Below are 5,839 nucleotides of genomic sequence, written 5' to 3' on the forward strand. Positions count from 1 at the left end.
GCTTCGGCGTTGGGCTGTTTGACAAGTTAAATTGAAGAAAGAGAAACGTGGACGGCGGAGTCCTTGCGGATCTCGTCTGATGAAGCTTCGGCTTCTGAAGCGAGGTCGGACGAAAGACTTCGGCGGTACACGTTTTGATACAAAGGTTAACACCATCGTTGTCTGCGCTGTGAAGCGCGGTCAGCAGATCAGATGAACTTCGGTTTGTTTGATTTAGTATGGTGGGACCTCGTCAATACGTTGTGATCAGCCGGTTTAAAGTTTCAAGTCCAACTTGAGAGTTTGATCCTGGCTCAGAGCGAACGCTGGCGGCAGGCTTAACACATGCAAGTCGAACGGGCGTAGCAATACGTCAGTGGCAGACGGGTGAGTAACGCGTGGGAACATACCTCTTGGTTCGGAACAACACAGGGAAACTTGTGCTAATACCGGATAAGCCCTTACGGGGAAAGATTTATCGCCGAGAGATTGGCCCGCGTCTGATTAGCTAGTTGGTGGGGTAAAGGCCTACCAAGGCGACGATCAGTAGCTGGTCTGAGAGGATGATCAGCCACATTGGGACTGAGACACGGCCCAAACTCCTACGGGAGGCAGCAGTGGGGAATATTGGACAATGGGCGCAAGCCTGATCCAGCCATGCCGCGTGAGTGATGAAGGCCCTAGGGTTGTAAAGCTCTTTTGTACGGGAAGATAATGACGGTACCGTAAGAATAAGCCCCGGCTAACTTCGTGCCAGCAGCCGCGGTAATACGAAGGGGGCTAGCGTTGCTCGGAATCACTGGGCGTAAAGGGTGCGTAGGCGGGTTTTTAAGTCAGAGGTGAAATCCTGGAGCTCAACTCCAGAACTGCCTTTGATACTGAAAGTCTTGAGTATGGGAGAGGTGAGTGGAACTGCGAGTGTAGAGGTGAAATTCGTAGATATTCGCAAGAACACCAGTGGCGAAGGCGGCTCACTGGCCCATAACTGACGCTGAGGCACGAAAGCGTGGGGAGCAAACAGGATTAGATACCCTGGTAGTCCACGCCGTAAACGATGAATGCCAGCCGTTAGTGGGTTTACTCACTAGTGGCGCAGCTAACGCTTTAAGCATTCCGCCTGGGGAGTACGGTCGCAAGATTAAAACTCAAAGGAATTGACGGGGGCCCGCACAAGCGGTGGAGCATGTGGTTTAATTCGACGCAACGCGCAGAACCTTACCAGCCCTTGACATGTCTATGACCGGTACCAGAGATGGAACCTTCCCTTCGGGGCATAGAGCACAGGTGCTGCATGGCTGTCGTCAGCTCGTGTCGTGAGATGTTGGGTTAAGTCCCGCAACGAGCGCAACCCCCGTCCTTAGTTGCTACCATTTAGTTGAGCACTCTAAGGAGACTGCCGGTGATAAGCCGCGAGGAAGGTGGGGATGACGTCAAGTCCTCATGGCCCTTACGGGCTGGGCTACACACGTGCTACAATGGCGGTGACAATGGGATGCAAAGGGGCGACCCCTCGCAAATCTCAAAAAGCCGTCTCAGTTCGGATTGGGCTCTGCAACTCGAGCCCATGAAGTTGGAATCGCTAGTAATCGTGGATCAGCATGCCACGGTGAATACGTTCCCGGGCCTTGTACACACCGCCCGTCACACCATGGGAGTTGGTTCTACCTGAAGGCAGTGCGCTAACCGCAAGGGGGCAGCTGACCACGGTAGGGTCAGCGACTGGGGTGAAGTCGTAACAAGGTAGCCGTAGGGGAACCTGCGGCTGGATCACCTCCTTTCTAAGGATGGATCTTCAGAAGCTTGCTTCTATCGATCCTCTTTTGAAACATCAGTGGCCAGACATTGGATCAATGTTTGAGCTGCATAGGCGGGACACCGCCGTCTTCGTTTCTCTTTCTTCGCGGACGAACACACGCTGGGGCGTGCTCGTGCTGCTTGTTGGCGTTTGATCGCAAGATCATGTCGATGGGCCGAGCGCAGTCCTTTGTTGTTAGGGCTTGTAGCTCAGTTGGTTAGAGCGCGCGCTTGATAAGCGTGAGGTCGGAAGTTCAAGTCTTCCCAGGCCCACCATATTTGCGCGCTTTGAATTGAAGCTGCTGCTCGCGTCGACATCACATGCGCAAGCATCGCATCTGCAAAACGTGTTCTTTAACGTTGAGCATTCGTCTTCTGGAACGGGGGCATAGCTCAGCTGGGAGAGCGCGTGCTTTGCAAGCATGAGGTCGTCGGTTCGATCCCGTCTGCCTCCACCAGAAACTCGGGTGTTGGCGATGGTATCAAAACAACTTCACAAACATTCAGTGTGTTCACAGTGAGCGCTATATGAGCTGCTCCTGGTTAGTCCGCGTATATAACTTCGCTTGCGACAGTCTGTGGACGTCGCTTGCGGGATTTATGACATCGTAAAGAGGAGATCGTTCCGAGGTTCGGATCTGCAATCAATTGCGGGTGCCGATATCATAATCTCCAGGAATTGAGTGCGAACGCTTTGCTTGCAAAGCTTCCGCATCTTTATTCCTTTTCAACGAAGCTTGACCGCCTCGTTGTCGGTTCGATCTTACGAAGCAAACTGGTCTTTCTTAATCATATCCAGCTGCATGAAGTGCGCCTCGCTTAACTGCGGGCGTGCGGATTTGGTGTTTCGACATCAAGCAGCATGCAGCAAACTCTGCCGAGTGTGTGGATATTGATAATGAGAGCAATCAAGTGTCTTAAGGGTATTCGGTGGATGCCTTGGCAATGAGAGGCGATGAAGGACGTGCTACGCTGCGATAAGCTATGGGGAGCCGCGAAGAGGCTTTGATCCATAGATTTCCGAATGGGGAAACCCACCTTCGATAGCCGAAACTCTAAGGTCATCGTTACGCAAGTAACGGTGGTTTTGGATTTTCGGTTATCAGTTGAAGGTATGAGACTCCTGAATACATAGGGGGTTTCAAGCGAACCCGGGGAACTGAAACATCTAAGTACCCGGAGGAAAGGACATCAACAGAGACTCCGTTAGTAGTGGCGAGCGAACGCGGACCAGGCCAGTGGCATATCAAAGACAACCGGAACCAGTCAGGAAAGCTGGACCTCAGAGGGTGATAGTCCCGTACGGGTAATGCAATGATATGTCCTTGAGTAAGGCGGGACACGTGAAATCCTGTCTGAACGTGGGGGGACCACCCTCCAAGCCTAAGTACTCCTCATTGACCGATAGCGAACTAGTACCGTGAGGGAAAGGTGAAAAGCACCCCGACGAGGGGAGTGAAATAGACCTGAAACCGGATACCTACAAACAGACGGAGCCCAAGATACGTTCTGGGTGACGTCGTACCTTTTGTATTATGGGCCAGCGACTTAATTTAACGAGCAAGCTTAAGCCGATAGGTGTATGCGCAGCGAAAGCGAGTCTGAATAGGGCGTTAAGTTCGTTGTATTAGACCCGAAACCTAGTGATCTAGCCATGGGCAGGTTGAAGGTGAGGTAACACTCACTGGAGGACCGAACGGGTGTCTGTTGAAAAAGACTCCGATGACCTGTGGTTAGGGGTGAAAGGCCAATCAAACTGGGAAATAGCTGGTTCTCCGCGAAAGATATTTAGGTATCGCCTCGGATGAATACCTCAGGGGGTAGAGCACTGAATGGGCTAGGGGGACTTACCGTCTTACCAACCCCAATCAAACTCCGAATACCTGAGAGTACTATCCGGGAGTCACACAGCGGGTGCTAACGTCCGTTGTGGAGAGGGAAACAACCCGGACCTACAGCTAAGGCCCCTAATTCGTGGCTAAGTGGGAAAGGATGTGGGAATCCCAAAACAACCAGGAGGTTGGCTTAGAAGCAGCCATCCTTTAAAGAAAGCGTAACAGCTCACTGGTCTAAATAAGGGTTCCTGCGCCGAAGATGTAACGGGGCTCAAGCCACGAGCCGAAGCTTAGGGTGTGCCATTTATTTGGTACGCGGTAGCGGAGCGTTCTGTAAGCCTGCGAAGGGCGACTCGTGAGAGCGCCTGGAGGTATCAGAAGTGCGAATGCTGGCATGAGTAACGACAAACACTGTGAAAGACAGTGTCGCCGAAAGTCCAAGGGTTCCTGCGTAAAGTTAATCTTCGCAGGGTTAGCCGGTCCCTAAGGCGAGGCCGAAAGGCGTAGTCGATGGGAATCACGTGAATATTCGTGAGCCAGTGGGTGGTGACGGATCTCTTATGTTGTCAGATCTTATTGGATTGATCTGGCCTCGACGAGGTTCCAGGAAATAGCCCCCACATTAGACCGTACCCGAAACCGACACAGGTGGACTGGTAGAGTATACCAAGGCGCTTGAGAGAACTATGTTGAAGGAACTCGGCAATTTACCTCCGTAACTTCGGGATAAGGGGGCCCTCTATGTACGCAAGTGCATAGGGGGGGCACAGACCAGGGGGTGGCAACTGTTTAACAAAAACACAGGGCTCTGCGAAATCGCAAGATGACGTATAGGGTCTGACGCCTGCCCGGTGCCGGAAGGTTAAGAGGAGGTGTGCAAGCACTGAATTGAAGCCCCGGTAAACGGCGGCCGTAACTATAACGGTCCTAAGGTAGCGAAATTCCTTGTCGGGTAAGTTCCGACCTGCACGAATGGCGTAATGACTTCCCCGCTGTCTCCAACATAGACTCAGTGAAATTGAATTCCCCGTGAAGATGCGGGGTTCCTGCGGTCAGACGGAAAGACCCCGTGCACCTTTACTGTAGCTTTGCGCTGGTATTCGTGACTGTTTGTGTAGAATAGGTGGTAGACTTTGAAGCCGTGGCGCCAGCCGTGGTGGAGTCGCAATGTGAAATACCACCCTAATGGTTATGGATATCTAACCGCATCCCATTAGCTGGGATCGGGACAGCGCATGGTGGGCAGTTTGACTGGGGCGGTCGCCTCCCAAAGAGTAACGGAGGCGTGCGAAGGTAGGCTCAGAACGGTCGGAAATCGTTCGTTGAGTATAATGGCATAAGCCTGCCTGACTGCGAGACCAACAAGTCGAGCAGAGACGAAAGTCGGTCATAGTGATCCGGTGGTCCCGCGTGGATGGGCCATCGCTCAACGGATAAAAGGTACGCCGGGGATAACAGGCTGATGACGCCCAAGAGTCCATATCGACGGCGTCGTTTGGCACCTCGATGTCGGCTCATCACATCCTGGGGCTGGAGAAGGTCCCAAGGGTTCGGCTGTTCGCCGATTAAAGTGGTACGTGAGCTGGGTTCAGAACGTCGTGAGACAGTTCGGTCCCTATCTGCCGTGGGTGTTGGAATATTGAGAGGATTTGTCCCTAGTACGAGAGGACCGGGATGAACGTACCTCTGGTGGAGCTGTTGTCGCGCCAGCGGCAGTGCAGCATAGCTATGTACGGACGGGATAACCGCTGAAAGCATCTAAGCGGGAAACCCACCTCAAAACGAGTATTCCCTTGAGAACCGTGGAAGACGACCACGTTGATAGGCCGGGTGTGGAAGTGCGGCAACGCATGTAGCTTACCGGTACTAATCGTTCGATTGGCTTGATTGCTCTCATTTTCAATGTCCAGACATCAGTCTGAGATGAAAATGAGACTGCGCTCTGTAAATACAGAATGCGCACTCAGAGGATCGCATCGCGATCCAACAGAAAGACCCAAAACAGTTTGCTTCGTATCTTTGTCCTTCGCCGGCCTGGTGGTTCTAGCGAGGAGCTTCAACCCGATCCCATCCCGAACTCGGCCGTTAAACTCCTCAGCGCCAATGGTACTATGGCTTAAGCCCTGGGAGAGTAGGTCGCTGCCAGGCCTGCAAAGGACAAAGTTATCCTCAATTACGATATCTCAAACAAAACGCCGCGCTCTCATGAGCGCGGCGTTTTGCGTTTGTGC

2 tRNA genes and 3 rRNA genes are annotated in these 5,839 nt (G+C 52.7%); all 5 read left to right on the top strand.

The window, feature by feature from the left end:
• Positions 1–270 precede the first annotated feature (270 nt).
• The 5 genes from CIW50_RS28845 (at position 271) to rrf (ending at position 5,756) form a co-directional block, all read left to right on the top strand.
• A 16S ribosomal RNA gene (locus CIW50_RS28845) occupies positions 271–1,757 on the top strand.
• A 215-nt stretch (positions 1,758–1,972) separates the two neighbouring features.
• Positions 1,973–2,049, top strand: a tRNA-Ile gene (locus tag CIW50_RS28850).
• 106 nt (positions 2,050–2,155) lie between these two features.
• Positions 2,156–2,231, top strand: a tRNA-Ala gene (locus CIW50_RS28855).
• 448 nt (positions 2,232–2,679) lie between these two features.
• Positions 2,680–5,499: ribosomal RNA gene (locus tag CIW50_RS28860) — 23S ribosomal RNA — on the top strand.
• A gap of 142 nt (positions 5,500–5,641) precedes the next feature.
• Positions 5,642–5,756, top strand: a 5S ribosomal RNA gene (rrf, locus tag CIW50_RS28865).
• Together the 16S, 23S and 5S rRNA genes with 2 tRNA genes alongside form the textbook arrangement of a ribosomal RNA operon.
• The last annotated feature ends 83 nt before the right edge of the window (positions 5,757–5,839 follow it).

Origin of the sequence: Tardiphaga sp. P9-11 (assembly GCF_008329525.1) — a bacterium.
Classification (GTDB): domain Bacteria; phylum Pseudomonadota; class Alphaproteobacteria; order Rhizobiales; family Xanthobacteraceae; genus Tardiphaga.